Source organism: uncultured Exiguobacterium sp. (assembly GCF_964277885.1).
Taxonomy (GTDB): domain Bacteria; phylum Bacillota; class Bacilli; order Exiguobacteriales; family Exiguobacteriaceae; genus Exiguobacterium_A.
This window is the reverse complement of sequence record NZ_CAXYJR010000005.1, coordinates 1532220-1558654: the sequence shown is the minus strand read 5'-3', so window position 1 is coordinate 1558654 and position 26435 is coordinate 1532220. Positions and strand designations below refer to the sequence as shown.

Here is a 26435-nt window from a genome sequence, read left to right as displayed (position 1 = left end):
AACACGATGAAGAAGGAAGAAGTGCTGGCACAGGCGATACTCGAGCACGTCGGTGGAAAAGACAATCTCCGGCAACTTGCGCACTGTATGACGCGGGTACGCTTATCGTTAAAGGATCCGACGCAAGCAAATATCGATGCCTTAAAGCGGATTGACGGCGTCATGGGGGTCATCGATGACGAGACGTTACAAATCGTCGTCGGTCCGGGAACAGTCAATCGGGTAGCCGATCACTTAAGTCGCGAGACGGGACTCGCGATCGGGGAAGAGTCCGTTGATCCGAATTTGACGCCAGAAGAACGAGCTGCCGTCGAACGGCAAAAAGTGAAAGCAAAACAACAGTCACCATTCAAACGCTTCTTGCGCCGAATCGGGAACATCTTCATCCCGCTCATTCCGGGTCTTGTTGCTTCCGGTATCATCAACGGTGGTGCGAACTTCGTGAAAAATGCGGGTGTCGATGCAACACAGACATGGATGCAGATTTTACTCTTGATCGGTGGGACGGTCTTTGCATATCTTGCAATCCTTGTCGGTTGGAATACGGCGAAAGAGTTCGGCGGAACGCCGGTACTCGGGGCGATTGCCGGTGGGATTCTATTCAACCCCGTGCTTGCGGACATCACGATTTACGGGGAACCGCTCGTTCCAGGCAGGGGCGGCTTGTTTGGTGTCATCTTCGCTGCGTGGTTGATGACGTATCTTGAGAAACACATCCGTCGCTTCATGTTCGCATCGATCGATATCATCTTTACGCCACTGTTTACGGTGCTGATTGTCGGATTCGCCTCGCTTTATGCGATCATGCCAATTGCGGGACTGTTGTCAGACGGGATCATGAAAGCGATCAATGCCGTACTTGAGGTCGGTGGACCACTCGCCGGAGCCGTGCTGGCTGGCTTCTTCCTGCCACTCGTCATGGTCGGTCTTCATCATGGATTGACACCGATCCATCTCGAGTTCTTGAATACGATCGGCAACACACCACTCTTACCGATTCTTGCGATGGCAGGAGCGGGTCAAGTCGGGGCGGCAATGGCGATTTTCGTCAAGACGCGTAATCCGCGCCTGCGTAACATCATCAAAGGTGCGATTCCAGTCGGCTTCCTCGGAATTGGTGAACCGTTGTTATACGGGGTCACGTTACCACTCGGTCGTCCGTTCGTAACGGCATGTCTCGGCGCAGCAGTCGGTGGTGCCTTCCAAGCAACGATGAAGACAACGGCGCTTGGAGTCGGCGTATCCGGTTTATCGTTGACACCGTTGATCGACAACGGGATGTATTTGACTTATATTGCGGGCCTCGTCATCTCGTACGCGGCAGGATTCCTGTTCACGTACTGGTTCGGTTTCAAAGAAGAGATGGCAGACGGAATTTAAGGTGTTGACCAGCAGTTGAATCCTTCGAAAAAGAAGGAATCAGCTGCTTTTTCTCTAAGTAGAGAAGAGAAGGAGTGAGTCGATGAAAGGATTATCAATCTATTTAAGTGAACCGATCACAGACGAAACGAGCGAGTGGCTACAGCGGATGCGCGCTGTTGGCTTTACGTCACTCTTTACATCGCTACATATTCCTGAGGACGATTCTTCACTGTACGTCGAACGTTTGCAAGCGCTCGGTCGCTTAGCAAAGACACTCGAGTATGAGCTCGTGGCGGACATTGCACCGGCGTCGCTCGCGACGCTCGGCAAGACATGGGAGACGGCAGCGACGTTATCGGACTGGGGTGTCACTGGACTGCGTCTTGATTACGGCATCAGCCCGTTGCAAATCGCGACGTTATCGAACCAAATGATGGTCGCGCTGAACGCCAGTACGTTAACAGAAGACGAATTAACGGAGATGAAAGCACAGGGTCTGCGAATCGATCACACGGAAGCGTGGCATAATTTTTATCCGCGACCGGAAACAGGACTCGACCGGGCATGGTTTGATGCAAAGAATGCTTGGTTGCAGGCGCAAGGATTACGGGTCCAAGCGTTCATACCGGGTGATGGAACACTTCGTGGACCGTTGTTTGAGACGCTACCGACACTTGAAGAACACCGGCATGCGTCACCGTTCGCCAGTTATATCGATTTAAAATCGACCGTCGATCGAATCCTCGTTGGAGATCCACGATTGTCGGAGGCGACAATCCAGCAATTTGAAGCAGAGCAAACCGGAGTCATCGTACTGCGGTCAGTAGCGAATGGACAGCAAGCACAACGAGATACGGAAACGAATCGTTTTGATCCAGCGCGGGATGTCATTCGGTCCGTCGAGTCGCGAATGAGTCCGTCGACCATCGATCTGACACCGCAAGACCCGTCTGTCCGTCCGCTTGGAACCATCACGATCGATAATGAAAAATACGGGCGATACGCGGGCGAGGTTCAAATTATGAAACGTAATCTACCTGCGGATGAGCGAGTCAACGTCCTCGGACGAGTGATTGAGGTCGATCAACCATTGATCGCACAGCTTGGTCCAGGAAGTAAGTTCCGGATCGAATGGGTCATGCCATGAAGCGGCTCGTTGCGGAACGACTCGCTTATCTGTACCGAGGGGAGCTGTTCACGGTCATTACGATTTTACCGCTGAGTTGGGTTGGCAATCGTGTCTTTCCTCGACTTCAGTTATTTGAACTCAGTTCCTTTTGGATGTCGTTGTTTTTGTTTGAGTTGTTGTTGATTCAAGGAGCTTGGTATTGGTACAGCAAGTCGAGACAGCTGAAGGAGGAAGGAACGTCGATCACCCCGGAATCCGTCGTCCGACGATTATTCCTTTGTCGTATCCTCAATTTGGCTTTGATCGTCCTGACAGCGTGTGCATTCGGACTCGATTGGATTCGCTTTCAATCGGATTTTCCAGTGTACGGATTACGAATCACGTTGTTTTTATATGTCTTTGCAATTCTTGAATATATCAATTATTTCCATATTCAACTGATGTACGATAATCGGTCGGATGTGCAATACTTAATACGGAATAGACGTTTGAAACGATCGGCTTTATATAAGGATATACGACGACTTCGTCAAGTCGTCTAAGGGTTCATAGAAAATAGGAGGGATTGTATGATCGATATGCTCATTCGTGGCTATCGAAAGTTACGGAAATTAAGAGGTCGTTAATAAGGAGGATATGATCGATGAAGTGGCTCAATCGACCAACACGTATTAAAGAGGAGACACCATTATGCTTCATGACGGATCCGGATACGGATTTTTGGCGCAATACCCATTATCAGTTTAACCGTCTGACAGGTCATGCGTTGTTACAGGATGCTCCAAACGGAGAGTTTAAATGCCAGATTGAAGTGAAGCTAAACCCGAAAGCGACATATGACCAAGCAGGGATTTTACTGTATGTCAGTGACGACCACTGGGTGAAGGTCTCGGCTGAGTTCATTCCGGATGGTCCATCGCATCTTGGTGCTGTCGTGACGAGCTTCGGGTACTCGGACTGGTCGTGTCGGGACGTCGACAATACGCTGTTTGACGCACCGCTTGTCTTTGAACTCCACTACCTCAATCAAGACGTCACGTTGTATCACGTAACAGGAGAGCACAAAGAGCAACTCCGAATCGCACACTTACATGACGTGACGGATTTGAAGATTGGACCGTATGCGTGTAGTCCGGATGTAGAAGCGGCAGGGTGTGAAGTGGAAGTACTAGATTTCTCATTAGAGACAATCCTTAAATGAAACATTAAAAAAGTGGAGCGATGGTGTGCATTGCTCCACTTTTTTATATAGCAACTTTACTGCTTAACGGACGTTGCAACCATGAGATCAAAAAAATATTTCGCTTCATTTGTCTTATGAAGACCATACCATGCTTCTAACGTTTCAGGTGTGAATACATCGAGTGCACGAATCGTTTCATAAGCAAACTCTAATGCTGCCATTCCTGACGCTGTGATTAACGAGTCATCACGGACAACTGGAGTATGTTGATAAAAAGATTCTCCGGAATAATTCGAGCAAACGGATTGTAAGTAAGACAAATCGTTACTTGTATGGAGTCGCAGATTTAAGAATCCACTCTTTGCTAACCCTTCAGTCGCACCGCAAATCGCAGCGATGAGTGTTCCATTACTCAGCGCGTTGCCTACTTTATTCAATAGAGGGTCATGAAGAGGCTCTTGCCACGACTGTCCACCTGGCAGGATTAAAGCATCCATTGAAGTAAGCTCTAATTGAGAAACCGTGATATCCGGTAAAATACGGAGTCCTCCCATTGTCGTGATGGGTTGTAGGGTGGGTCCTACTGTAACGATATTTAATTGTGTAGCATCTGTTTTGAAATATCTTCGTGAATGTAACTCTGGCATCACGAACCCATATTCCCAATCTGAAATTGAATCGAATACATATAAATAGACAGTTTTAATCAAGATAATCACTTCCTTTACTATATGAGATACATTTAGTATAGAAAGGTTATCCTGACAACTACTGTCAGTGAAAGTAAATCATTGATGCGAAGCGATCAATTCGTGTAACCGATCAATGATTTTACTTTTGATTTCAACAGGAGAAACGACCTGTATCGATGTTCCATAAGCAATAAGGAGACTCGGGACTTGTTCGTCTAAAACGCTCATCTCAATCATAAAAACAGCACGGTTTTGATTTTGTTCGATTAAACAGTGCTTAAAGTACCAGTGTTGGCAAATTGAATCGATAGTAGAGGTGTCACCGGAGAGGATTAGTTCACCTTGAGTTTCTCTTGGATTTGGTAGTAAATCGGTCATAAAAGAAGACTGAACATCGAAATCATCTGGAATATCGAATTGATCCGTCGTCACATTGAATTTGTGAATGCGGTCGATTTTAAAATGACGAATTGCTCCTCTTAACTGACAGAAGGCAGTGACGTACCAAGCGTGTTTCCAATAAGTTAGTCTAAAAGGATTGATGTCACGTGACTGAACATCTTCATTGTTCGCGCGACAGTATTGAATATGTATGGTTGTTCGACTGCGAATGGCTTGATCGATTTCTCGTAATAAGATTTCGGCTCTCGACGACATTTCGGGTTGATAGGGAATTACATCCAAGAGCGGAGCACTTGTCGATGGTTTTAAAGCATGCTGTTTTATTTTTGAAATCGCACGTTTTAAAGCTGTATTACCATAGTAACCGGCTTCTTCTGCAAAAAGAGCAGCGTGATATAAAGACTGCTGCTCTTCAGCATCGAAGAATAAAGGTGCTTCTATGAATTGAGTTAACAAGCTGTATCCGCCATGATGACCTGCTTCGGCAACAATCGGAACACCACTTGCGGAAAGCGTATCAATATAGCGATAGACGGTCCGGATATTGATTTCAAGTTGTTCGGAGATGTATTGAGCCGTTATTTTTTTTCCGGATTGTAGCATCCAAAGAATTACTAATAGGTGATCACTTTTCGCCAAAAGATATCCTCCAATCAATGATTCATCAAAACTTAGCTGCTTGTTCCGGCATCTGTCCTGTATATGACGATTGTGGTCTGAAGATCCGGTTATCTTGCGATTGTTCGAGGATATGTGCCGTCCAGCCAATGATACGGCTAGAGGTGAACGTCGGTGTGAACAGTTCTTTTGGAATGTCGAGTCCTTTTAAGACGGCTGCCGCGAAGAATTCAACATTCGTATACAGTTTTCTACCCGGTTTGTATTCCTCGAGTAAATCGATCGCTGTTTGCTCCATCTGTGTAATCAGGTTGAACCAATCGCTCTCTTGCGCGAGATCTTTTGAGACGACTTTTAAGGCTTCTGAACGCGGATCGCGTGTTTTGTAGACGCGGTGACCAAAGCCCATCAGTTTTTCACCTTTTTCTAACTTGTTCCGGATCCACGGTTCGATGTTGTCGATCGTTCCGATTTCATCAATCATCTCAATGACTTCTGACGGGGCACCACCATGAAGCGGTCCTTTCATGGAACCAATCGCGGCACAGACACCGGAAATCATCTCCGATTCCGTCGAGACAACGACACGGGAAGCGAACGTTGAAGCATTCATACCGTGTTCAATCGTTAGGATTAGATACGCTGTCAACGCTTTAATCTCAACGTCACTCGGCAATTGCCCTTTAATCATATAGATGTAATTCGCGACGTGATCAAGTTGTGGATTCGGTTCGATGAAGGCAGCACCTTGATTTTTTTGATATTTATAAGCGATGATCGATGGCAGGAGTGCTGTTACGTGCATCGCCTGATCAATTGTCGGCGGCCAAGCGAATGCAGGTGTACCGAGTGCCGAGATCGCTGTTCGCATCGTACTCATGACATCCATCTCGTTCGGCAATGTATCGAGAATCGTTTTAACATAAGAAGGAAGTTCACGATAGCTCGTCATCTGTTCCTTGAATGTGACCAATTCCGATTCAGTCGGGAATTCACCATTCCAGATGAAATACGCGACTTCTTCGAATGAATAAGATAATGCGAGTTCCTTTGCCCAGTGTCCGCGATAAATAAGGTGACCTAACGTTCCATCGACTAAACCGATTTGTGTTTCAGCGGCAATGACGCCTTCGAGTCCTTTTTTGTATTCCATCTTCAACACTCCTTTTCTATTACCTACAGTCAGTATGACGTACGTTACTACTAAATCACCAGTAATTTGAATGCGTTTACAAAATTATTCTGAGGAGTGGTAAAAACTAAGGTATGTGGGAGTCAGCAGTTTATACCGAATGTTCCATCTTTTTCAATATATCCAATATTTCTTGAGACACTTGGATTTTCTATAGTTTCTCATACCTTAACGTAACTATATGCGTACATACTATCTTTTATCAAAATGTATATCGTAATCCAAGGTATGTTTTAGATGTACTCATTAAAAAAAGACTAGGACATCTACATTGTCCCAGTCTCTTTTATATAAAATGTGAAGAGATCATACTCCTAATTCATTATGCATGATCTCTTCGTTTAAATAGATAGATCAGTTGTAATCCATCGCTTGGAAATCCACTAAATAAACGAAGTGGTAATAGATTGAAGATGACGAATATAGCGGACATGCGTACGAAAGCTTGTAGGATGTATTGTATTGTCTCATTATGCAATAGAAAAAGGATTACGCTCCCGATCACAACACAGATGAAGTTAAACAATACACCACCTAGATAATAAAAAGATTTTTGCGTGCGATTTAACGTACTGATAGGGCCGCCCGGAGTATATAACCCTTCCCAAATGTACTTTCTAGAAATAAAGAAATGTCCCAGTTGAAAAAATGGTTTTCCTTTTCCTAATGCAATGGATTTAATCGGAATACCATAACATCTTGCAGCGAACGCATGACCATACTCATGAATAATCAAACAAGGAAAATAGAAAAGAAACATGATGAAGTTGTAGAGTAAAACATCCATATTCAGTCACCCTTTCATAAACTCATGTTACAAAATATGGATGATGGTTTCAAGAGGAGAGTATATACGAAAATGAGCAAACGACACCACTGTGTGACGTTTGCTCATTGATTTAAAAAGATATTAGGTACTCGCTATCAGCATCAATAGACGGCAATCGGACCATACGGACCTTCGATGATTTCAAGACGGGTCTCAAAGATCTCGGATAATAGCGCTTCATTCATGACTTCGGCGACCGTTCCGAAGGCAGCGATTTGTCCGTCCTTCATAGCACAGATGTGATCGGCATATTTCGCGGCAAAATTGATGTCGTGTAAGACGGTGATGATCGTCCGTCCGAACGTATCAGCGACGTGCCGCAGGTAGCCCATCATCTGGACCGAGCGGGCGATATCAAGGTTATTAAGAGGCTCGTCGAGTAAGACGTATTCCGTTTCCTGACAGAGTACCATCGCGACATAGGCCCGTTGCCGCTGCCCGCCCGATAATTCGTCGAGATAGCGGTTCTCAAGCGACGTCAACTCTAAGAAGTCAATGTATTTCGAGATGATTGTTTCATCGTCTGCCGTCAAGCGACCTTGTGAGTAGGGGAAACGTCCGAAGCCGACGAGCTGCCGGACGGTCAGCCGGGTTACGAAATGATTTTCCTGTCGCAAGATGGTGATGATCTTTGCTAAGTCTTTCGATTTACTACTTGTCACATCCATGCCAGCGACTTCAATCTGCCCGGCATCGAGATCAAGCAAACGACCGATCATCATCAACGTCGTCGATTTACCGGCACCGTTTGGACCGATCAACGCCGTGAATCCGCCTTTAGGGATCGTTAAGTCGATTGGACCGATTCGAACCTCATCCGTATACGATTTTTTAACTTGTTCAAGTGATATCATAGCGACCTCTTTCTAAGCAACACGATAAGGAATATCAGTCCACCGAACAGTTCAATGATGACGGAGACAACGCTTGGCGTGTTGAAAATGTGATACATGAAGAAATAAGCACTTGTCAAAATGAAGAAACCAATCGCAAATGCCATCGGGAAGACGTATTTATGATCGTACGTCGCAGCGACCTGATAACTGAGTGTCGCCACTAAAAAGCCGAAGAACGTCAACGGTCCGATCAATGCCGTTGACATCGACATCAGGAGTGAAATCAGAATCAAGAAGTAGATGACACTGCCACGATGATTGACGCCGAACGATGTCGCGACCTCTTTTCCGAGTGCGACGACGTTGAGTCGTCTTGACGAGAAGAAGAGCAATAGACCGACGATGAGGACGACCGGAATGACAATCGGGAAGTAAGACGCGTCGGCATTCGTGACCGAACCAAATAATCGTGCTTGTAAGATATCGAATTCGGACGGTGCAAGCATCTTTCGCATGAATGACGACAGCGAGTTCAGACCTGTGCCGAGAATGATTCCGACGAGTAACATCAGCTGCAGGTTCGCGTATTTTCCGGATAACAACCATCCGTATAATAAGAGACTCATCGCGAGCATGATCGCGACCTGTGTCAAAAAGGCGCTCGTGCCGGTAAAGCCGACAAGTGCTCCCGCACCGAAGAAAAAGATCATCGATGTCTGGATCGTCGAGTAGAGAGCGTCAAAACCAAGCTGGGATGGTGTGATGATCCGGTTGCTCGTGACCGAATGAAAGGCGACGGTCGCGAGACTTTGGCAAATTGCCGCGATCGCCATCGTGATGACGGCGGTGATCCGGCGTGCGACGACCGGCCAAAAGGACGGAGAATCAAACGGAACCGGATTATTGTAGAGCAAGAGACCGATCGTACTGAGCACTCCGCCGCTGAGGAACAAGATTAGGAGAATCCAGTAGAGGCGCTCGAGTCGTTTCGACTGAAACGCAGACGCCCGGCGATTGGTTTCACGTGTAACGCTCGGTTGAATTCGTGTATGTTCCTGTTGTCTAATCGCGGTACTCATCTCACACCTCCAGTCTTCCGTCGACGTAACAGAATGATGATGAAGACGGCTGCCCCGACCGTTCCGAGAATCAACGAGACCGGTAGCTCAAACGGACGGATGATCGTGCGTGAAATCAAATCACTGATTAAAATCGTCGCCATCCCAATCAGACAGACCCACGGCAAATTACTACGGAGATCGTCACCGCGAAACATCGAGACGATGTTCGGAACGATCAGACCGAGGAAGGGCAGATTGCCGATGACGGTCGCGACGACACCGACGGATAGGGTGATCAGCCCGGTCGCGATCAGCATCAGTCGATTGTAGTTGACACCAAGACTCGTCGCGACGTCTTCGCCGAGTCCGACGAGCGTCAAGCGACTCGCGAGAAAGAAGATGCAGACCGTGACACCGATGATGATCCAGAGGTATTCGTAGCGACCAATCTGGACGGATGCGAACGAGCCGACGAACCAGCCTTCGATCGCTTGGCTGGCACGGAAGAACAACCCGAGAAACGTCGATATCGCGGAGATGACGGCTCCGAGCATCAGTCCGATGATTGGAACGATCAACGATGACCGCAATCGGACTGAACGGAGAAACCAGAAGAAGACCATCGTCCCGATGAACGCAAACACGATGGCTCCGCTCATCCGCATCATCAATGACGGTGCCGGAACGAGTAAGTAAACGGCTAACAAGCCGAGTCCAGCCCATTCGATTGTTCCCGTCGTCGTCGGTTCAACGAGGCGGTTTTGCGTGATCAGTTGCATGACGAGTCCAGCCATCGCCATCGCAGCACCGGTCAGCATCAAGGCAAGTGTCCGTGGAACACGTGTGATCCAGAACATATCGAAATCGTTCGCGGCACTCCGTAGTTCGTAGACACCCGTGAAGAGAGACGCGGTTGCGAGCGCTAAGACGAGACATAAGGTCAAGACGAACGGCTTCGTCCAAACGACAGAAAAGGAAGGTCGAGCGGATGGCTCAACTCTTCCATTCATTTGTTGCTGTGCGTGTGCCATTACTTCTCGAGCGCTTTCGCGATGTCAGTGAAGAATTCCGAGTACGTCTGGATTGATTCGTTCAAATACGTATCTTTCGGTGCGTAGACGATGTTATCGTCTTTGATTGCTTTCGTTTTCTGCAGGGCAGGTGCACGGTCGATGACATCTTGCGCCGGTACGGCACCTTCTGCGTTTCCAAGTGGTGCGTCACGATCAAGGACGAGTAACCAGTCCGGGTTACTTTGAGCGATCGCTTCGACTGAAACTTCATCCCCTTGGTCGTTGCCCGATTTTTGTTTGACTTCGAGGGCTGGTTTCCAGTCGAACAAATCATACATTGGTCCGAAGACACGTCCACTCATTGGAGCCGAGAAACCGATATCGCCGCCAGAGACGATGACCGACATGACGCTGTCCTGTCCGTTATACGATTTTTTAACGTCTTTAATCGATTGCTCGAGCGTCGTCACGAGCTGGTCCGCTTCTTGTTTTTTATCGAAGATCTGTCCGAGCATCTCTGTCGTATCTTCAAGACCTTTGACGAGTAATTCACCTGGCGTACCAGAGTCTTCCGGTAAAGTGATGTCAAGGTCGATGACAGCGGCGTTCGGGACGAGTTTTTTGATGTCTTCGTAATGATCAGCGAAACGTTGCCCAACGATGACGACGTCCGGATTAACACCAGCGATCGCTTCGAGGTTCGGTTCAAAGTGCATGCCGACATCGACGATATCCTTATCTTTCGCATACGGTGACTCAGCCGGGAGCAGTCCGACTGGTGCTGCTGCGAGTTCGACATCCCACGCGGCAAGCGTCTCGAATGTCCGGTTGTCGAGTGCGACGACTTTCTTCGGATTAACCGGAACGTTGACCGTTCCGTGAGCGTCCTTGATTTTGACCGTCTTCGGTGCTTCCGCGCTCTTCTTCGTGTCTGCTTCTCCTGCGTTCCCGCATGCCGCTAGTAAGACAGCAAGCGAACTCACGACGAGTGGTGTTTTCCATTTCCTCATGATGATTCAGCTCCTCTTGTTTAATTTGATAACGCATGAATCACGGATTAAGTAGCAGATGGATTATGTAGTTCTATCTGAGTCATCTGTTCTTAATAAGTGATAATGATTATCATTGTCATGTTCACCGAGAATGATAGCAGACGATTTTAGAAGACGCAACGCTCATTTCCAGCCAAATGGCTGTCCAAATTTTTACCTTCTATAAACTATACGAAAATAAAAAAATGATAATCTTTCTCAATTAGGACTCGGAAATAGGACCATCAGACGCTTTTAACGAAAACAGGTTTAACCGACAGTAAAAAGAGAAAGTGGTAATAAATGTAACCTTTTCGTTTTTTAAATCAGAGACGCTACAGAAGCTGACTTCGAAATGAGGTGCTGTATGAATCAACCATTTGAAGACTTGAAGATGTATCAAAATTTTGATGAGCTCGCAGATGATGTCCTCGATTTCGCAAAAGAGATTCTACCGGACCAGATGCTGTATTTATCAGCAATCGAAGCAGGGCAACAACGGATGTTGAAAATCGCGAACGATAAAGCGGATATCCCGATAGTGGAAGGCATGCAGCTTGAATTGAACCAATCGTTATGTAAACTGATTGATTTCGAGACGAAACAGCCGGTCGTCCTCGAAGATATTCCGAACGCGGAACAACTTGGCGACTGGCGAAAAGGTCTGGAGGAGGCTCACGTTCGGTCCTATTTAGGTATTCCGATCGTCTTGACGAGCGGTGAGACGTTCGGAACGTTATGTGCGATCAATAATCAGGTCAGCTTGTATGAGCAAAAGAATGTTCAGCTATTGCAACGGATCGTCCGGTTGTTTTTGTACTACTTGGAGCTTGAGCGTCATGCTTGGAAAGACGCGTTGACAGGACTGCACAATCGGAGGTACTTAACGAAACAGTTCGAGGAGCATCGCGGGCAGACAGGAGCCGTCTTCTTCCTTGATTTAGATGGCTTTAAGCAGGTCAACGACGTTTATGGACACGAGACGGGGGACATCGTCCTGCAAGAAGTCGCACAACGCTTGCGACAATTCGTACGTGAACAGGATGATGCGATAGCCGTGCGACTAGGAGGCGATGAGTTCATTCTGCATTTTGGACATGCTGATTCGAGGGATGGCTGGGAACGACTCGCAGAGCGGATCGTCACTGCGTTAAGTGAGTGGGAAACGGACTACCAGGTGTCGACGAGCATCGGGATCGTGATGTATGACGGTGAGTACCGTCCAGAGTTGCAAGCCTTGTTACAACAGGCAGATGCCGCGCTATATGCCGCTAAGTCGTTAGGAAAGAATACGTATCAGTTCTATGAGTTGGCGAAGAAATGAAAGAAATAAAAAATGACCTGACGCTTCTGAATCTTCTCAGAAACATTCAGGTCTTTTTAGTTGCCATGAAGACGATAGACGATCCGAATGATGTCCTTTTTCGGAAGATCAGGGTACTTGAGACATAACTGTTCGACACATGTCACGGGATCGACATCTTCTAACAAGCGGATGGCTTCTTGGACGATTGGCTCATGTTGTGCGCTGCCTTCAGAAGACGAAGCAGTCGAATCGCTCGATTGATGAATCAGGTAAAACAATACCGTATGTACAGATACCAGCACGACTTTTGTCGCGAGAGAAATCGTGATCGACGCAACGTAGAGGTCCATCCAAAGTAAGACGCTCAAACTGACGGAACCGTTCACGACAGCAAACAGTATGTTCGAGAAACGACGCTTAAACAGTCCGCCAAGCGCACGCATCATCCCGTCGAAGACGACGCTGACGACCAGGCTAGCGAGATAGAAACATACGAGAAACACTAGACAACCAACGAACGAGTCGTAGGACACATCTCCGACGTATAAAATCAGTCCATCGATCATCAGTAAAGGGAGCACTAAGAGCAGACTGAGCAACACAAGCGAGACGGAGGAAACCAGTCGTGACATCCTATCATCCTTTCCGTGCAATTGATTTCGTTAGATAAGAAACGCAGCATCCAAACTAGAATACCGCTTTACAAATCTGATTACAATTATTGACAAAAAAGAAGCGTACACAGAATGTTACTCAGTTATGCGTGGAAATCCTGTTAAAAAGCGCCGTTACGTCCAGTTAAAAGCTGGATTATCCATTGACAATCCTTCCCTTTCCCTCATACAATTGAAAATGATTATCAATACAAGTTGGGAGTTCTGCCTACCATGAACGTTAACCGTAAAAAATTACTGATTTCTACCGTCTCGATCCTGTCTTTGACATCTTTATTGATCGGCTGCTCGAACCCGGGCGAGTCGACAGGAGAGCGAAAAGATAAAGATACATTGACGCTCGCGTGGCCACGCGACGTCGGAACGATGAACCCGCACGTTTATAACCCATCACAACTGTTCGCACAGTCAATGATCTATGAACCACTCGTCCACTACGGAGAAGGTGGAAAGCTCGAGCCATACTTAGCCTCGTCTTGGAAGATTTCTGAAGACGGAAAAACGTATACGTTCACGCTCCGTGACGGCATCAAGTTCTCGGACGGTTCGAAGTTCGACGCAGCGATCGTCAAAAAGAACTTTGACGCGATCCTCAAACAAAAAGCCTTACATAGCTGGCTTGGCTTCATCACGAAAATCGAGAAGACGGAAGCTGTTGATGCGAAGACGTTCCGCCTGACATTATCCGAAGCCTATTACCCGACGATCCAAGAGCTCGCGGTCGTTCGCCCGGTCCGTTTCCTCGGAGAAGCGGGATTCCCGGAAAACGGCGATACGTCGAAGGGTGTCAAAAAAGAAGTCGGGACAGGTCCATGGATGCTTGACGAATACAAACCGGATCAGTATGCGACGTTTAAGGTCAATAAGAACTACTGGGGTCCGAAGCCGAACATCGATCACATCAAGGTCGACATCATCCCGGACGCGGAAACGCGTGTCTTAGCACTCGAAAAAGGACAGGTTGATCTGATTTACGGTGAAGGGGCGATCAGCATCGATGCCTTCAATCAGTTGAAGACGGATAAATCCTACAAAACAGAGATGTCCGAACCAGTCGCGACGCGTCTCCTCGTCTTGAATACGAAAAATAAGCGTCTGTCTGACGAACGCGTCCGCCAGGCGCTCCAGCACGGGTTTGATAAAGCCGCTCTCGTCGAAGGGATCACGTCGGGAATAGAAGCACCGGCTGACTACCTGTTGCCACCGAATATGCCGTACACGTCGAACCTAAAAGTGAAGCAACGGGATTATGACGTCAAGGAAGCGAATCGTCTTCTTGACGAAGCAGGTTGGAAACTGCCGAAAGGTGAAAAGGTTCGCGTCAAGGATGGTCAACCGCTGCAAATCGGGATGATGTATGATGCGGCCGAGCAGGTCCAAAAGGCGATGGCCGAAACGTTACAATCGGAATGGTCGAAAATCGGCGTCGAGCTGAAGACAGAAGCCGTTGAACTGCCGGATCAAGTTCAGCGCTTTAAAGACAACCGATTTGACATCAACTTCTACAGCAACTTCGGTGCACCGTATGATCCGCATACGTTTGTGAACCTGATTGATACGGATGGCTTCGGCTTCAAGGAAGCGATTTCGGCTTATCCGAATAAAGAACAACTGTTGCAAGAAATTAAAGATGTCTTAAAAACGACAGACGAGTCGAAACGTCAGAAGATGTACGCCGACATTCTGCCATCACTCCAAGATCAAGGAGCATTGATTCCAATTTCGTACTTGAAGAAGATGGCGGTCTATCAGTCGGACGTGACGAACTTCCAGTTCCCGGCGAACCGGGATGAGAGTCCATTTGCTCGGATCGGCATTAAGTAAAGGAGGGATGACATGGGGGTCTTCCTCGTCAAACGCATATTATCCGTCATCCCGATTTTGTTACTGGCGGTCTTGATTCTGACAGGGTTGATTCATTTGTCACCGGTTGATCCGGCACAGGCCTATCTGTCCGCTGCTCATATCCAACCGACGGATGAACTACTCGCTGCCAAACGAGCAGAATTCGGACTCGATCAACCGTTCTATCAACAATACTTCGATGCCGTCATCCGCTTGGCGCAGCTCGATTTCGGCACATCGTATCTTTCCGGAAAACCGGTCCTTGAAGATGTCTTGCTCCGCTTACCACCGACGGTCGAGTTGGCATTAACGAGTCTACTGCTCGCACTCGTCATAAGCATCCCGCTCGGGTTCCTTGCTGGGATCAAGAAGAATGGTTTCTTTGACCATCTCAGTCGGGCAATCGCCTTCATCGGGGCTTCAATCCCGTCGTTTTGGCTCGGGTATCTGTTCATCTTCTTCTTTTCTGTCCAGCTAGATTGGTTCCCAGTCGGCGGAACGGGAAGTGTGATGCACTTGATCTTACCGGCATTGACGCTCGCCTTTCCGTTGATTGCCTTGTATACACGATTGCTCCGTGGCAGTGTGATCGAATCATTGAACGAACCGTATGTCTTGTTTGCCCGGACACGTGGATTAAAGGAAGGACGGATTCTTGGGAAACACGTCCTTCGGATGGCAATTCCGCCGATGATCACGGGTCTTGGGATGAACCTTGGGAAGTTGCTGACGGGAACGATCATCGTCGAGACCGTCTTCTCGTGGCCAGGATTCGGTCGCTACTTCATTGAAGCAATCTTTGATCGGGATATGCCGGTCATCCAAGGCTACGTCTTTCTCGCGGCACTCGTCTTTATCGGTAGCAGTTTGCTCGTCGACATCATTCAAGCCGTGCTCGATCCACGCCTAGCGAAAAAAGGAGGAACGGTATGAATACTCCACTTCCAGCAACGATGATCCGGTCGCGGTATACGCCGCTTCTATATCTCTGTGCCTTCGTCTTAATCGGGATGGCAGGCATGGCGTTGTTCGCGCCATGGATCGCGCCGCATGATCCGAACCTCGTCGACCTGACGCAAAAGCTCCATGGGCCGTCGTCAGCCTATCCACTCGGAACCGACCAACTCGGACGCTGTCTCTTGTCGCGTTTGATTTACGGCGCGCGGATTTCACTCGGCTGTGCCGTGTTGATTTTCGTCGCCTCACTTGCGATTGGATTGTTCGTCGGAACACTTGCCGGTTACCGTGGTGGTTGGGTCGACCAACTCTTGATGCGCCTCTGTGATGGTGTGATGGCATTTCCGAGTCTGATTCTCGTCCTCGGTCTCGTCGGTATTTTCGGTCCAGGTCTCAAGCAGGTCATCATCGCCTTGATGCTGGTCCAGTGGGTCTACTACGCGCGAATGTTCCGCGGAATGGTCATGACGCTGAAGACGGAAGCTTTCATCGCCGCTGCTCGCGTCAACGGTTCGTCTTCGTGGAAGATCATCCGGACGCACATCCTGCCGAACATCTTACCGCCGCTGCTCGTCATCGGAACGCTAGAGATGGGCTGGGCGATCATGGATATCTCAGCGATGTCATTCCTCGGTCTTGGTGTCCAGTCACCAACTGCCGAGTGGGGAGCGATGATTCACGAAGGAAAATCGTACATCCGGACGAATCCGGAATTGATGATTTATCCGGGACTTGCGATCATGCTTGTCATCATCAGCTTTAACCTAGTAGGAGAACAGTTAGCAGAACGATTCGGTGTGTCAAAAACGATGAAATGAGAGGAGGTGCCCGTATCGAACCGATCTTAGCTGTCGACGGTCTGACCGTCCATACGAAACAACAAGTAACATTGATCGAAGGTGTGACGTTCTCAATGCAAGCTGGACAGATTCTTGGTCTTGTCGGAGAGAGTGGTTGCGGAAAAACGGTGACGAGTCTCGCCTTGATGCGTCTGCTTAATCCACAGACAACAGACGTCACTGGCGATATTCGACTGAACGGAACATCAATTCAATCCTTATCAGAACGCGCTGTGCGAACGATTCGGGGCGGTGAGATTGCGTTCATCATGCAAAATCCGATGAGTGCCTTCACACCGGTCTACTCGATCGGGCACCAGATGATCGAGACGATTCAGACTCATACACGTTGCTCCAAACGTGAAGCGAAACAACAAGCGATGACGGCACTCGAAGAAGTCAATCTGACGGACGCCGCCCGGTTGCTCAAAGCTTATCCATTCGAACTGAGTGGGGGAATGTTGCAACGGATCATGATCGCCTTAGCTGTTGCCCTGCGCCCAAGCGTCTTGATTGCCGATGAACCGACGACGGCACTCGATGTCTTTAATCAAAAGACGGTTCTTGAATTACTCGAACGGATGCGGGCGACTTACGGAACGGCAATCTTGCTCATCTCACATGATCTCGGTGTGATCGCTGAACTTGCAGACGATGTCCTCGTCATGCAGCAAGGACGGATCGTTGAGCAAGCAGATGTCTTTGATTTGTTTGATCGACCGCAACATCCGTATACACAGTCCCTTCTCGCCCAGCATCTAGGAAGGGAGGCGTTCGGATGAGTTTACTACAGATCGATCAAGTCTCACACGTCTATAAACGCCGGTTTCGACCAGCACAGAACGTCTTACATGATGTGTCGTTGACGCTTGAAGCGGGACGTTGTCTTGGACTACTTGGGTCGAGTGGTGCCGGCAAAAGTACGCTCGGGCGATTGTTGCTTGGGCTCGAACGTCCTTCAAGCGGCACGATCTGGTTCAACGGTGTCGATCGGCATGCGACAAAACGACCGTTTCAAGGAGATGTCCAAGTCGTCTTCCAGGATTCATTCGCCGCCGTCAATCCAAAGCTGACGGCGGCCGATATCATCGCCGAACCGCTTGATAACTTCATTCGTTTAAAGGGTGAAGCACGGCAACAGCGACTTGTCACGCTTATCGAACAAGTCGGGCTCAAGGCAACGGATCTGACGAAATATCCGGCGCAGTTTAGTGGCGGGCAACTGCAGCGAATCGCGATTGCGCGAGCGATTGCTGCTGAACCACGACTGATCGTTTTAGACGAAGCAGTCAGTAGCCTCGACATGGTCAACAAACGATTGATTCTCGCACTGTTAGCTGACTTGAAGCGGCTACACGGCCTAACATATGTCTTCATCACGCATGACATTAAAGCTGCCGAGCAACTTTGCGACAGCTTCGCGATTTTGGAGCAGGGACGTCTCGTCGGGTATTACCCGAGTTTAGCAGCGTTCGATGCTGCGACGGATCCTGCCGTCGAACGGATGCGCCAAGCAAAACTTGCCGTGCATCCAAGGCAACGAACGATTCGAAAGACACAAGCAAACAAAGGATAACGGACGGCTGAACGGCTCCGTTATCCTTTTTGTGTTGTAGCGGTAAATCAATAAGCCGTTTTTCGGAACCGAAGTGCCGACCAGCCGAGTGTGAGAAGAATCCAAATGAGACAAGAGGCGACACCGATTAGATGAGACGAAGAAAAAAACGATGTGTGCGATGGGAGCGACAGAAGCGCACCAGGTATAAAGAATAGAATGTCTGGTTTTAATGAAGAAAGTGCAACAAGTAGTAAGGAAACGACGAGCGACAAGATACCGATTGGAACAGCACGTCGCAAGAAAGTGCTGATCAGAAGCGTCAGACTGACGACGAACAACGTCCAAAGACTAAAATCGAGAATGATGCGAAGTGCAAGCATTGGCGAAAGGAATCCGAACCAATAGACGGTCAGACAGTAGGACGTGAGGGCACCAATCAGCATCCCGAAGAGACTGATCATTCCGTGACTGAACCATTTCGACAGGAGATAGACATTCCGAGAGACAGGGCGCGTCAGAATGAAATCCTGCATGCCGGTTTGTCGGTCTGAAGCGAGCAGTCCCATGAAGCTCATGATCAGGACGATCAAGCCGAGCTGATTGAACTGCCCGTGGATTGTTGCGCTGAAGACGTCAAGCGATCGCGGGGCAGGACGATTCGGATCAACGATGATTCCGTCCGCGTTTCCGACGTGTGCGAGCAAGACATCCATGTACATCAACAGCAACGGTTGGGTCACGCCGAGAGCAATGAAGAACAGCGGTAACCAAACGATCTTCCATTCTTTCCATGCTTCCAACCACTCAATCCATGTCAGCGTATAAAAGGTCCTCATACGTCTGCCACCATGTCGAGGAACCGTTCCTCGAGTCCGATCGGTTGATAGGCAATCGAAGCAATCGACCATCCTAGCTGAATCAAGGTAGTCGCTAACTCTGAGAGATCAAGTGGTTGCTGTGCGGAGAACTGATAGCAGCATGGGTTGATTCGATCAATCTCGACTCGTGGAAATAGTGTCGCAGAAAACGACGAGACAGGGAGAAGCGTCTCGACTTGAATCCGGTATTGATCCACGTTGCGTTGATTATCGAGCGGCCCCAATAATTTTCCGTGTTTAATGACGAGGAAGCGATCGCAACACGTCTTTGCGTCTTCTAACAAGTGCGTCGAGACGATGATTGTCATTCGTTTCTTTAAGCGGAGAATTAATTGATTGATATCATATCGACCACTCGGATCTAGGGCGGAAGCCGGTTCGTCAAGAATCAAAAATGTCGGTTCATGTAAAATCGCTTGGGCGATTCCGAGACGTTGGCGCATGCCGCCGGACAGGCGTTCGACGATTTCTGTTTGTTGATTGTGGAGTCCAACTTCATGTAGAACGGCTGGAATCCGCTTATTTAACGTTGCGCGATCAAGCCCCGACAAGCGTCCGAAGAAACGTAGTGATTGTTCGCACGTCATCCAAGACTTGAAATCTGTTTGTTGTGATAAGTAGCCGATCGATTGTTGGTGTTGACGAATAGGGCGCGAAGACATCGTGATTGAACCACGGTCACTCTCGATCATGCCGCTCAGACATTTCAGGAGTGTCGTTTTTCCGGCACCATTCGGACCAATCAGTCCAAGACATTCATGTTCGTGAATCGTAAATGAAATATCGTTTAGGATAAGACGTCGTTGAAGTGAAAGCTGGAGATGAGAAATCTGAATCATACCGTCATCCTCCTTCCGAGGACGAAGTAGAGAATCGAGCCAATCGGCTGGACGAGGAGAATGATCAATAACCAAGTAGTCGGTGTCGCAATCCGGTCCTTCCGTCTGAACCAATCGATACAGGCGCAGCTGAGTAGAATCAGATTGATGGAGAGGTAAATCAATAATAGGGGCAGAAGTCGTTCCCAGTCGATGTGTGATAAGGCAGAGAAATCTGTGTTCATAAAAACCCTCCTTTTCTATTATCATTATCAATAATGAAAATAGAAAAGTCAATCCTACATCCGAATCATCGTTAGTTCTCAATCAGTTAGAGCTATGATAAACTTCTCTTATCAAAATTTTCCAAATGCGATTTGAAGAAACCGGTTTATAAAGAAAGACGAACCATGTCATCGAGGAGGACAATATGCAGATTTATCAATTCAAAAAAGAGGTGGGCAAGGAAATCACAAAATTCGATTCAAACTTCGTGATGTCACGGATCATGCAAACGGAAAAAGTGACGTACATCGGATGCATCCATTTAGACAAGGATGGCGTGGTCGGTTATCACCAGGCTGTCGTGCCGCAACTTCTATTAATCGTAGAGGGTGAAGGTTTGGTAAGAGGAGAAACAGATGACTACATAAAAGTTCAATGTGGGGAAGCCGTGTTTTGGAATCAAGGAGAATGGCACGAAACGAAGACGAATAAGGGTTTAACAGCGATCGTGATTGAAAGTGAGTCACTCGATACGTCAGCCCTCGTTTCCGTATGACGAAACTAAGCTTGATACATAAAGAGGCTGACTTATGCGTCAGCCTCTACTCTTATTCCGTACACCATTTTTCTAATTCTTCGAGACATAAACGTAACCGAGCATTTATCATTTCTCGATTCCCCATCTGTTGCGTAGTTTTATAAGTGAGATGAGGCTGATGTAACATGTCGTAGTGCTCATACGCTTCTTGCAATATCCATAATGTATACTCATCCTTTAATCGTTGAATTTGAGTGGTGCGTTCGTCTCCAACCACGTTAAAGTAATATCCACTTATGAATCCGTCAGCGATTTTGTTTAGAACATTACTTTTTTCTTGATAGGCTTGATTTATGTATCGTGGAGCATTTGAGAAGGCTGGTAACAAAAATTTGTAACAAAAAACAAAGTAAGCCGCGTATTTCAAATCAAAATCCAATCTTGGAAACGGGTCAATGAGTGCAATGTGTTCATCACTTAATATTAAATTTTCTGGTGTTACATCTTGATTCACGAGCGAGATGTTTTGAACCTGAGTTCGTCTCTTTTCAATTAAAGCATGTATATGCTGACCGACTTTTTCTTTATCAAAGCAAAGATTAGAGTGAATAAGCGTATTTAAGACGGTTAAGACGTGTTCATTTTCTTCCTGCCATAATTCATCCCTGTTTTTTGAATCGCTACCTCGTAAAGTTTCCCCTTGCCAGTGCAATTCCCCGAAACCCGCAATAGAGGTTTTTTGGTTGTGTATATGATGATAAATTTGTCCTAATTTCGTACCGTAAGAATGGGCTTTATTCTGATCGAGTAACAATAAATCTGTTCCACGACCCATGAACGTTTCTAATGTAAATACTGTGTCATCTTCAATAAAATACTCATAAAAGTCAGGACAGACATTTTGATCACTTGTATTGGCATGTGAATAATAAGCTTTCGTAGACTCATACTCTGTAGTCAACTCTTGTTCATCAATTGCTTGTAATTCACCGTACGCTTCGTTCTTTTTTATACGAATCACAAGGTCTTGATCGTCTAACCTAGTTACTCTATAAACAGAGTGCCAAGCTCCTTCACCAATCTTTAGAATCTGTTCTTTATGTACGTTCTCGAGATTCCACTTGGTGAAGGTGTTGTTTAACGTATCCATTACCGTTTCATCAAGGTCTTCTTTGATCCGTTTCATGGTCTCCATTTCGCTCCCTAATAAAGTTGTGTCGTAGAAACACCCTCCTGAATTCGGAGAGTGTCTACGGTAAGATGACGAGTGAGACGGTCCGTTCAGTTGCCTGGTCTTCTGCCTCCAGGTGATGATATTTTTCGAGTAGTGCCCGCATGTCTTGTTGAAAATCATTGAAGGTTTCATCCGTCAGGTGCAATTTCGCAATTGAGAACGTCGAGAGGTCTTGACCTTGCGTTTGAACGGTCTGTTCGAAGTAGGTTTGGTACTGCTGCAAGACATACATGAAGTAGAACGAGACGAAATTCACTTTTTCATCGTACGTCGCACTGTTCCAGTCCGCTTCGCTGATCTGGTAACCGCTTGTATTCAAGGCATAGATTTTTTCCTCGACTTTTCCGACGCGCTGGGTGGCGACGACTTTCAATAACTGATCGTCTATCATTGCATTGACTTGCCGGTACAAAGTAGACTGCGGTACATCCGTTAAACGTTGATTCAGTTGCATGATTGATAAGCCATTTTTGAGATCAATCAATTCGAGCGCAATCTTAAAACGGACATGATTTTTAAATAAATTAAAGTTCATCACGCATCTAACTCCTTTATCACTGAAATTCTAAAACTATCTTATCATGTTTTTGGAAACATTCTTAAAAATGATAATGTAAAAAGAGGGAATTTAGTGTATCCCTTGAATGATTTATATTAGAGTATGTTTAGAAAGGAGTCATCATATGAAAAATACAAGTTATCGCTACGGTACATATGCCTTGATTACAAGCTTTTTCTTATTCTTCATCGTTCAGATGTTTCGAGCGTATGTTGAGTTATCGCCAGAATTTTTAGGGGGAAACCTTGGAGAGTACGGCTTAACATATTTTCCGATAAGTGCATTGATCCTTGGACTCGTCTTATTGATTCACGGCTGGTGGACTGAAGATGAGAAAAAACAGCGTCAAAAGCTAGCTGCAAAAAATCAGCAACAATCGAATGAATCGGTGTGACATCATACCGTTGATACAGAAGACCGACAACGCATTTTCGTTGCCGGTCTTTGTCGTTTCATACCATATGCTTTATTTCGCAAAACGCTTAATCGCGAACGGTCCGATCGGTTCAGTCGTTGATCGTTCCATGATTAATTCACTGAGTACTTTTCCGACTAAGCTGCTGAACTTGAATCCGTGACCGGAAAAGCCGGCGGCGATCGCGATATGCGGATAGTCCGGATGCAAATCGATGATGAAATCTTCGTCTGGCGTCATCGTATAGAGACACGGTTTGCCGTGAGCTAAAGTATCGATTGAGGGCATGAACGTATTCGTGAACTGTCGTAAATCAGCCAGATCACCCGTCTCTTGACCGAAAGGACGGCGTGGTTGATTCGGATCAACCGGGATGCCGCCGTCGTGGCGTCCGATTTTCAGACCGGCTTGAGCGATACTTGGAAAACCGTAATAATAACCGGCGGGTGTATCAAAGGCGAAGGCAGGGAACACCGCGTCATTGAATACCTCTTCCACTGCTTCGAACCAGGCGAACGTCTTGCGGACGGGGCGCAGCGGTAAGGAGAGTCCAGTCTGTTCGAGCAACGGACCAGACCAGGCACCGGCTGCGACGATTAACGCGTCAGCCGAATAGGTGTCTGATCCGACGGTTACGTCCACACCATGAGTGTGGGCGGTAAGCGTCGTCACTTTCGCATTCGTCCGGATGTCGACACCGTTCGCGACAGCAAGATCGCGGTATGCTTCAATACAATCCTCGCACTTCAACACACCGGACGTCGGTTCAAAACAACCGATATACTCGTCGGGCATCGTTAAGCCGGACCAGCGCGTTCTCATTTCGTCAGCCGTCAGGATCTCAAGCGGTAAATCATATTGCGCTGCACTCCTGATGATCGTCTGCATCGCATGGGACGAGCGGTGACCAGCGTTTAAGACTCCGGTGTTCAGAAACAGGCTCCGACCGCTGATCTGTTCCAACTCGTACCATAAGCGTTGCGCGGCTAACGCCAGCGGGACATAAGCTTCACCTTCCCCGTAGGCATGACGAATGATCCGAGTCTCCCCGTGATGGCTCGCTTGATCATGTGGTGGATTGTGAGCGTCTAATAGTAAGATGTTTTGATCGGTTCGAGAGAGATAGTAGCCGGCTGCCATCCCCATAGAACCGGCACCGACGATGATGACATCATAATGGGACATCTGGTTCGACTCCTTCATATGTAAGTTCACACCAGTATAGAGTGAGAACCAGAAAAGAACAAATGAAAGATTAAATCTCGAAGCGACGGGCTTCCTGTTCTAAATGTTCTGTTCGTGCATTTAAATCACCAACGAGCGTATGGAGCGTCGTGATCGTCGCAATCATTTGTTCAGACGCAGCGGCAACTTCCTCGTTACTCGCCGTATGCTCTTCCGCGACAGCGGCAATTTCCGTCAAGGCATTGCGGATGAACCGTTCTGCCTGCAAGACGTCTTCCATCTGTTGCGTCATCTGCTGTGTTGCCGTTGAAACGTGCGTGACTTGATCCGTCAACCGTTCGAACGTCGTATCCGTATCAAGGACGATCTGTTCACCGGCTGCTGTTGCTTCGACCGTCGTTTTAAAGCTATGTTGCATCTGCTGCGCACTGGCTTCGATTGACGTGACAATCGTTGCGATCTCACTGACACTGCTAGCGACATGGCTCGAAAGATTCTTGACCTCGGTCGCAACGACAGCGAATCCTTTGCCTTGTTCACCAGCCCGTGCCGCTTCAATCGCGGCATTAAGGGCGAGTAGATTCGTCTGTTCGGAAATTCCGCGGATGATACCGACGAGCGTTTGGATATCTGATGATTGCTGTTTCAGTAGATCAATCTGTTCAGCAGATTGCGTGACATGCTGATGAATGTGACGCATTTGTTCAACAGAAGTAGACATTTGCTCCCGACCGACTCGTGTCAGTGTTGCCATCTGCTCCGTCGTTCCTTGAATTTCAACACCAGACTGATTCGTCGTCTCAATCAATGTTGCGAACCGATTCATCTCGTCATTCAACGAGAGTGTAACTTGCGTCTGACTTTCGGTTCCGGTCGCGATTTCCGACATCGTATGAGCGATTTGTTCGGAACCGTCGAGTACTTCCGACGTACTTTGGTCGATCGATTGACTCGTCGTCGAGACGAGGGTAGCCGTCTGTTTGATGTCGACGATCATCGTCCGCAGCATCTCGTTCATATCACGAATCGAGATCGCAAGCGCATAGATTTCGTCTTTTGAAGCAATCGTCAAATCGGTCAATGTCTGTTTTGCCTGATCCAGTCGTCCCTCAGCAATCAAGGCGGCGACTTTCTGTAACGTCTCGAGCGGACGTAATTTACGACCGAGGACGATGTAGAGCAAGATAAGGGTTATCGTCAACAGTAGGAGCATCAAACCGATGAAAATCGGAGCGTTTTGTTGCAATAGATCGGTCGTCAGAGCATCGACTTCCTTCGCTGCGATATCGGTTCCAAGGATGCCGATGACGTTGCCAGTCGAATCTTTCAAGGGGACATAGACACTGATGTACTGTCCGTAGATTGGATCATCAATCACGTCCGTCGTATGTGTTTTGCCCTTTAGGACGTCTTGCATTTCGGCAACGGTTGCACCACTTGCCGGGGCATTGATTTTCGCAGCCTTATCTTTTGGTAAACCATCGATTAATAATCGAACCTTATTTTGGTCGATGCGTGCTGTGTATGTATATAAGAGTCCATTTTGCTTTCGTAACGTATCGAGTTCTGTTCGTAACGTTTCGTATTGTTCGGACGCGACAGGCGATTGTAGAAATTCGCTGTAAGTTGCCGTATCGAACGTTTTACTGATGCGCAGTGCGTCCTTTTCAGCGGTCGCTTTCAATGTTGAGACTGCCGTTTGTTTCGTATTGAAGTATAAAGCTAGACTACTAAAAACAAAAAAGGCAATCAAAATCAAACTAATCATTACTAAAAGGCGCGTTCGGATGGAATGGTTCTTGGTTGTGTTCTTCACGTTCAACTAGTCCTCTCAACTCATATTTTCTATCTGTAATTCATTTATCGGTCGGTAAAATACATATTAAACAGGACCTTTTGACGATATTTTTATGAAACTGCCTGCGGAAACATTGATTTTCTTAAAAAAGGATTTGTAGAGAATGATTCAGGGCACATAATAGTTAGAAAAAAATATAAGTTGAGGGAAGAGGGATTGAGATGGAAAGTGAAGTTGATCATCGAATCAAGGCAAGAC

The 26435-nt window shown here is 47.4% G+C and carries 28 protein-coding genes; 12 read left to right on the top strand and 16 right to left on the bottom strand.

The annotated features are described in order from the left end of the window. Nucleotides 1-6 precede the first annotated feature (6 nt). The 4 genes from ACHWTJ_RS10040 (at nucleotide 7) to ACHWTJ_RS10025 (ending at nucleotide 3692) form a co-directional block, all read left to right on the top strand. The gene (locus ACHWTJ_RS10040; protein WP_394679627.1) at nucleotides 7-1380 is read left to right on the top strand and encodes a PTS transporter subunit EIIC; all 1374 of its coding nucleotides are present in this window, start codon (nucleotides 7-9) and stop codon (nucleotides 1378-1380) included. A gap of 82 nt (nucleotides 1381-1462) precedes the next feature. Then, the gene (locus ACHWTJ_RS10035; RefSeq protein WP_394679626.1) at nucleotides 1463-2509 is read left to right on the top strand and encodes a DUF871 domain-containing protein; all 1047 of its coding nucleotides are present in this window, start codon (nucleotides 1463-1465) and stop codon (nucleotides 2507-2509) included. Next, nucleotides 2506-3033: a general stress protein gene (locus ACHWTJ_RS10030; protein ID WP_294741975.1), complete on the top strand. Its 528-nt coding sequence runs from the start codon at nucleotides 2506-2508 to the stop codon at nucleotides 3031-3033. The genes ACHWTJ_RS10035 and ACHWTJ_RS10030 overlap by 4 nt, the downstream gene beginning before the upstream one ends. Before the next feature lie 101 nt (nucleotides 3034-3134). Beyond that, nucleotides 3135-3692 carry a DUF1349 domain-containing protein gene (locus ACHWTJ_RS10025; RefSeq protein WP_394679625.1) on the top strand — a complete coding sequence of 186 codons (558 nt, stop codon included), beginning with the start codon at nucleotides 3135-3137 and terminating at the stop codon, nucleotides 3690-3692. A 56-nt stretch (nucleotides 3693-3748) separates the two neighbouring features. Here ACHWTJ_RS10025 and ACHWTJ_RS10020 read toward each other — a convergent pair whose 3' ends face one another. The 8 genes from ACHWTJ_RS10020 to ACHWTJ_RS09985 all read right to left on the bottom strand — a co-directional run bounded on the left by ACHWTJ_RS10020 (nucleotide 3749) and on the right by ACHWTJ_RS09985 (nucleotide 11327). Continuing rightward, nucleotides 3749-4387: a type 1 glutamine amidotransferase family protein gene (locus ACHWTJ_RS10020; protein WP_394679839.1), complete on the bottom strand. Its 639-nt coding sequence runs from the start codon at nucleotides 4385-4387 to the stop codon at nucleotides 3749-3751. Between the two features lie 75 nt (nucleotides 4388-4462). Then, nucleotides 4463-5407 carry a helix-turn-helix transcriptional regulator gene (locus tag ACHWTJ_RS10015; protein ID WP_394679624.1) on the bottom strand — a complete coding sequence of 315 codons (945 nt, stop codon included), beginning with the start codon at nucleotides 5405-5407 and terminating at the stop codon, nucleotides 4463-4465. A gap of 25 nt (nucleotides 5408-5432) precedes the next feature. Then, complete coding sequence (locus ACHWTJ_RS10010; RefSeq protein WP_394679623.1) at nucleotides 5433-6539, bottom strand: citrate/2-methylcitrate synthase; 1107 nt, start codon at nucleotides 6537-6539, stop codon at nucleotides 5433-5435. A 361-nt stretch (nucleotides 6540-6900) separates the two neighbouring features. Further along, nucleotides 6901-7338, bottom strand: a complete 438-nt coding sequence (locus ACHWTJ_RS10005; protein ID WP_366936125.1) for a site-2 protease family protein — start codon at nucleotides 7336-7338, stop codon at nucleotides 6901-6903. 170 nt (nucleotides 7339-7508) lie between these two features. Next, nucleotides 7509-8261: an ABC transporter ATP-binding protein gene (locus ACHWTJ_RS10000; protein ID WP_394679622.1), complete on the bottom strand. Its 753-nt coding sequence runs from the start codon at nucleotides 8259-8261 to the stop codon at nucleotides 7509-7511. After that, complete coding sequence (locus ACHWTJ_RS09995; protein ID WP_394679621.1) at nucleotides 8258-9322, bottom strand: iron chelate uptake ABC transporter family permease subunit; 1065 nt, start codon at nucleotides 9320-9322, stop codon at nucleotides 8258-8260. The genes ACHWTJ_RS10000 and ACHWTJ_RS09995 overlap by 4 nt, the downstream gene beginning before the upstream one ends. Continuing rightward, a complete protein-coding gene (locus ACHWTJ_RS09990; protein ID WP_394679838.1) occupies nucleotides 9319-10314 on the bottom strand; it encodes an ABC transporter permease in 996 nt (331 codons plus the stop codon). The genes ACHWTJ_RS09995 and ACHWTJ_RS09990 overlap by 4 nt, the downstream gene beginning before the upstream one ends. Nucleotides 10315-10334: 20 nt before the next feature. Then, a complete protein-coding gene (locus ACHWTJ_RS09985) occupies nucleotides 10335-11327 on the bottom strand; it encodes a siderophore ABC transporter substrate-binding protein (protein ID WP_394679620.1) in 993 nt (330 codons plus the stop codon). Nucleotides 11328-11715: 388 nt separating this feature from the next. Between ACHWTJ_RS09985 and ACHWTJ_RS09980 the strand changes: the two genes are divergently transcribed. After that, entirely contained in the window at nucleotides 11716-12672 is a 957-nt protein-coding gene (locus tag ACHWTJ_RS09980) for a diguanylate cyclase domain-containing protein (RefSeq protein ID WP_394679619.1), read from the top strand. Between the two features lie 56 nt (nucleotides 12673-12728). On the opposite strand, the gene ACHWTJ_RS09975 is transcribed toward ACHWTJ_RS09980, so the two are convergent. Next, on the bottom strand, nucleotides 12729-13286 hold the full coding sequence (locus ACHWTJ_RS09975) for a hypothetical protein (RefSeq protein ID WP_055967479.1): 558 nt from the start codon (nucleotides 13284-13286) through the stop codon (nucleotides 12729-12731). A gap of 255 nt (nucleotides 13287-13541) precedes the next feature. Here ACHWTJ_RS09975 and nikA point away from each other — a divergent pair, with 255 nt between their 5' ends. The 5 genes from nikA to ACHWTJ_RS09950 are packed head-to-tail and all read left to right on the top strand — an operon-like array spanning nucleotide 13542 to nucleotide 18545. Next, complete coding sequence (nikA, locus tag ACHWTJ_RS09970; protein WP_394679618.1) at nucleotides 13542-15152, top strand: nickel ABC transporter substrate-binding protein; 1611 nt, start codon at nucleotides 13542-13544, stop codon at nucleotides 15150-15152. A gap of 12 nt (nucleotides 15153-15164) precedes the next feature. Then, nucleotides 15165-16106 carry a nickel ABC transporter permease gene (gene nikB, locus ACHWTJ_RS09965; protein WP_394679617.1) on the top strand — a complete coding sequence of 314 codons (942 nt, stop codon included), beginning with the start codon at nucleotides 15165-15167 and terminating at the stop codon, nucleotides 16104-16106. Continuing rightward, the gene (gene nikC / locus ACHWTJ_RS09960; RefSeq protein ID WP_394679616.1) at nucleotides 16103-16948 is read left to right on the top strand and encodes a nickel ABC transporter permease subunit NikC; all 846 of its coding nucleotides are present in this window, start codon (nucleotides 16103-16105) and stop codon (nucleotides 16946-16948) included. Before nikB ends, nikC begins: the two co-directional genes overlap by 4 nt. Next, the gene (locus ACHWTJ_RS09955) at nucleotides 16945-17751 is read left to right on the top strand and encodes an ABC transporter ATP-binding protein (protein ID WP_394679615.1); all 807 of its coding nucleotides are present in this window, start codon (nucleotides 16945-16947) and stop codon (nucleotides 17749-17751) included. The genes nikC and ACHWTJ_RS09955 overlap by 4 nt, the downstream gene beginning before the upstream one ends. Then, nucleotides 17748-18545: an ATP-binding cassette domain-containing protein gene (locus tag ACHWTJ_RS09950; RefSeq protein WP_394679614.1), complete on the top strand. Its 798-nt coding sequence runs from the start codon at nucleotides 17748-17750 to the stop codon at nucleotides 18543-18545. Before ACHWTJ_RS09955 ends, ACHWTJ_RS09950 begins: the two co-directional genes overlap by 4 nt. A 47-nt stretch (nucleotides 18546-18592) precedes the next feature. Here ACHWTJ_RS09950 and ACHWTJ_RS09945 read toward each other — a convergent pair whose 3' ends face one another. Genes ACHWTJ_RS09945 through ACHWTJ_RS09935 form a run of 3 tightly spaced genes read right to left on the bottom strand, consistent with a single transcriptional unit; the run spans nucleotide 18593 to nucleotide 20468 of the window. Then, the gene (locus ACHWTJ_RS09945) at nucleotides 18593-19363 is read right to left on the bottom strand and encodes an ABC transporter permease (protein ID WP_394679613.1); all 771 of its coding nucleotides are present in this window, start codon (nucleotides 19361-19363) and stop codon (nucleotides 18593-18595) included. Further along, the gene (locus tag ACHWTJ_RS09940; protein ID WP_394679612.1) at nucleotides 19360-20244 is read right to left on the bottom strand and encodes an ABC transporter ATP-binding protein; all 885 of its coding nucleotides are present in this window, start codon (nucleotides 20242-20244) and stop codon (nucleotides 19360-19362) included. Before ACHWTJ_RS09940 ends, ACHWTJ_RS09945 begins: the two co-directional genes overlap by 4 nt. Continuing rightward, the gene (locus ACHWTJ_RS09935) at nucleotides 20241-20468 is read right to left on the bottom strand and encodes a PLD nuclease N-terminal domain-containing protein (RefSeq protein ID WP_294746915.1); all 228 of its coding nucleotides are present in this window, start codon (nucleotides 20466-20468) and stop codon (nucleotides 20241-20243) included. The genes ACHWTJ_RS09940 and ACHWTJ_RS09935 overlap by 4 nt, the downstream gene beginning before the upstream one ends. 185 nt (nucleotides 20469-20653) lie before the next feature. Between ACHWTJ_RS09935 and ACHWTJ_RS09930 the strand changes: the two genes are divergently transcribed. Then, nucleotides 20654-21004, top strand: coding sequence for a cupin (locus tag ACHWTJ_RS09930; RefSeq protein WP_294741944.1), 351 nt, complete (start codon nucleotides 20654-20656; stop codon nucleotides 21002-21004). 52 nt (nucleotides 21005-21056) lie between these two features. On the opposite strand, the gene ACHWTJ_RS09925 is transcribed toward ACHWTJ_RS09930, so the two are convergent. After that, nucleotides 21057-22172 carry a hypothetical protein gene (locus ACHWTJ_RS09925; protein WP_394679611.1) on the bottom strand — a complete coding sequence of 372 codons (1116 nt, stop codon included), beginning with the start codon at nucleotides 22170-22172 and terminating at the stop codon, nucleotides 21057-21059. A gap of 64 nt (nucleotides 22173-22236) precedes the next feature. Then, nucleotides 22237-22755 carry a transcriptional regulator gene (locus ACHWTJ_RS09920; RefSeq protein ID WP_394679610.1) on the bottom strand — a complete coding sequence of 173 codons (519 nt, stop codon included), beginning with the start codon at nucleotides 22753-22755 and terminating at the stop codon, nucleotides 22237-22239. A 148-nt stretch (nucleotides 22756-22903) separates the two neighbouring features. Here ACHWTJ_RS09920 and ACHWTJ_RS09915 point away from each other — a divergent pair, with 148 nt between their 5' ends. Further along, nucleotides 22904-23173, top strand: a complete 270-nt coding sequence (locus ACHWTJ_RS09915; RefSeq protein WP_294741939.1) for a hypothetical protein — start codon at nucleotides 22904-22906, stop codon at nucleotides 23171-23173. 72 nt (nucleotides 23174-23245) lie between these two features. On the opposite strand, the gene solA is transcribed toward ACHWTJ_RS09915, so the two are convergent. Both solA and ACHWTJ_RS09905 read right to left on the bottom strand, forming a co-directional pair. Continuing rightward, nucleotides 23246-24379, bottom strand: coding sequence for an N-methyl-L-tryptophan oxidase (gene solA, locus ACHWTJ_RS09910; protein WP_394679609.1), 1134 nt, complete (start codon nucleotides 24377-24379; stop codon nucleotides 23246-23248). Nucleotides 24380-24449: 70 nt separating this feature from the next. Further along, nucleotides 24450-26195, bottom strand: a complete 1746-nt coding sequence (locus ACHWTJ_RS09905) for a methyl-accepting chemotaxis protein (protein WP_394679608.1) — start codon at nucleotides 26193-26195, stop codon at nucleotides 24450-24452. Nucleotides 26196-26435: the final 240 nt, after the last annotated feature.

Coding starts and splice junctions, on each gene's coding strand:
- ACHWTJ_RS10040 (WP_394679627.1), top strand. CDS start 7: ATGAAGAAGGAAGAAGTGCTGGCACAGGCGATACTCGAGCACGTCGGT.
- ACHWTJ_RS10035 (WP_394679626.1), top strand. CDS start 1,463: ATGAAAGGATTATCAATCTATTTAAGTGAACCGATCACAGACGAAACG.
- ACHWTJ_RS10030 (WP_294741975.1), top strand. CDS start 2,506: ATGAAGCGGCTCGTTGCGGAACGACTCGCTTATCTGTACCGAGGGGAG.
- ACHWTJ_RS10025 (WP_394679625.1), top strand. CDS start 3,135: ATGAAGTGGCTCAATCGACCAACACGTATTAAAGAGGAGACACCATTA.
- ACHWTJ_RS10010 (WP_394679623.1), bottom strand. CDS start 6,539: ATGGAATACAAAAAAGGACTCGAAGGCGTCATTGCCGCTGAAACACAA.
- ACHWTJ_RS10005 (WP_366936125.1), bottom strand. CDS start 7,338: ATGTTTCTTTTCTATTTTCCTTGTTTGATTATTCATGAGTATGGTCAT.
- ACHWTJ_RS10000 (WP_394679622.1), bottom strand. CDS start 8,261: ATGATATCACTTGAACAAGTTAAAAAATCGTATACGGATGAGGTTCGA.
- ACHWTJ_RS09995 (WP_394679621.1), bottom strand. CDS start 9,322: ATGAGTACCGCGATTAGACAACAGGAACATACACGAATTCAACCGAGC.
- ACHWTJ_RS09990 (WP_394679838.1), bottom strand. CDS start 10,314: ATGAATGGAAGAGTTGAGCCATCCGCTCGACCTTCCTTTTCTGTCGTT.
- ACHWTJ_RS09985 (WP_394679620.1), bottom strand. CDS start 11,327: ATGAGGAAATGGAAAACACCACTCGTCGTGAGTTCGCTTGCTGTCTTA.
- ACHWTJ_RS09980 (WP_394679619.1), top strand. CDS start 11,716: ATGAATCAACCATTTGAAGACTTGAAGATGTATCAAAATTTTGATGAG.
- ACHWTJ_RS09975 (WP_055967479.1), bottom strand. CDS start 13,286: ATGTCACGACTGGTTTCCTCCGTCTCGCTTGTGTTGCTCAGTCTGCTC.
- nikA (WP_394679618.1), top strand. CDS start 13,542: ATGAACGTTAACCGTAAAAAATTACTGATTTCTACCGTCTCGATCCTG.
- nikB (WP_394679617.1), top strand. CDS start 15,165: ATGGGGGTCTTCCTCGTCAAACGCATATTATCCGTCATCCCGATTTTG.
- nikC (WP_394679616.1), top strand. CDS start 16,103: ATGAATACTCCACTTCCAGCAACGATGATCCGGTCGCGGTATACGCCG.
- ACHWTJ_RS09955 (WP_394679615.1), top strand. CDS start 16,945: ATGAGAGGAGGTGCCCGTATCGAACCGATCTTAGCTGTCGACGGTCTG.
- ACHWTJ_RS09950 (WP_394679614.1), top strand. CDS start 17,748: ATGAGTTTACTACAGATCGATCAAGTCTCACACGTCTATAAACGCCGG.
- ACHWTJ_RS09945 (WP_394679613.1), bottom strand. CDS start 19,363: ATGAGGACCTTTTATACGCTGACATGGATTGAGTGGTTGGAAGCATGG.
- ACHWTJ_RS09940 (WP_394679612.1), bottom strand. CDS start 20,244: ATGATTCAGATTTCTCATCTCCAGCTTTCACTTCAACGACGTCTTATC.
- ACHWTJ_RS09935 (WP_294746915.1), bottom strand. CDS start 20,468: ATGAACACAGATTTCTCTGCCTTATCACACATCGACTGGGAACGACTT.
- ACHWTJ_RS09930 (WP_294741944.1), top strand. CDS start 20,654: ATGCAGATTTATCAATTCAAAAAAGAGGTGGGCAAGGAAATCACAAAA.
- ACHWTJ_RS09925 (WP_394679611.1), bottom strand. CDS start 22,172: ATGAAACGGATCAAAGAAGACCTTGATGAAACGGTAATGGATACGTTA.
- ACHWTJ_RS09920 (WP_394679610.1), bottom strand. CDS start 22,755: ATGAACTTTAATTTATTTAAAAATCATGTCCGTTTTAAGATTGCGCTC.
- ACHWTJ_RS09915 (WP_294741939.1), top strand. CDS start 22,904: ATGAAAAATACAAGTTATCGCTACGGTACATATGCCTTGATTACAAGC.
- solA (WP_394679609.1), bottom strand. CDS start 24,379: ATGTCCCATTATGATGTCATCATCGTCGGTGCCGGTTCTATGGGGATG.